Below are 502 nucleotides of genomic sequence, written 5' to 3'. Positions count from 1 at the left end.
CTGGTTCTTCTTCAGGTAGGTGATCATCGCGGAGGAGACCTGGGTGCTGCCGCCTCCGCCGCCGGTGGTCTGGGTGGTGCCGGACTCCGACGAGGAGGAGGGCGAGTTGCCGCCGGAGGGGTTGCCGCCGGAGGGGGGCTGGCCCATGGACTGCTGACCGGAGCTGCTGGAGCCGGTCTTGGCGGTGCCGGTGGGGGCGTTGCCGCTGGGGCGCTGGCCGCCGCCTCCGCCTCCGCCCATGCCGCTGTTGGTGGTGGGGCCGGCGGTGGGGTTGGTGCCGTTGGTGCTGGCGGTGGTGGCTGCCGAGAGGGAGTAGGCGGCGGGGCCGGCGAGCAGGGCGACGACCGCGGCGAGGGCGGCGATGCCGGTCAGGCGGTGGCGCTTGGTGAAGCGGCCGAGCAGCAGTCCGATCACCGCGACCGCCCCGGCGAGGCCGGCGACGACCTCGGCGACGGTGTACAGCGTCCCGGAGCCGGAGACCCGCTGCAGGAGGTAGACCGCC

General features: G+C 74.7%; 1 pseudogene. It reads right to left on the bottom strand.

Annotated features, from left to right (window positions below):
* Window positions 1-502 (bottom strand): annotated as a pseudogene (locus IG08_RS0153420) (hypothetical protein); the annotation flags it as partial.

This window comes from Streptomyces fulvoviolaceus (genome assembly GCF_000718165.1).
In the GTDB taxonomy this organism is placed as follows: Bacteria; Actinomycetota; Actinomycetes; order Streptomycetales; family Streptomycetaceae; genus Streptomyces; species Streptomyces fulvoviolaceus.
This window is presented reverse-complemented; position numbering and strand designations above follow the sequence as displayed.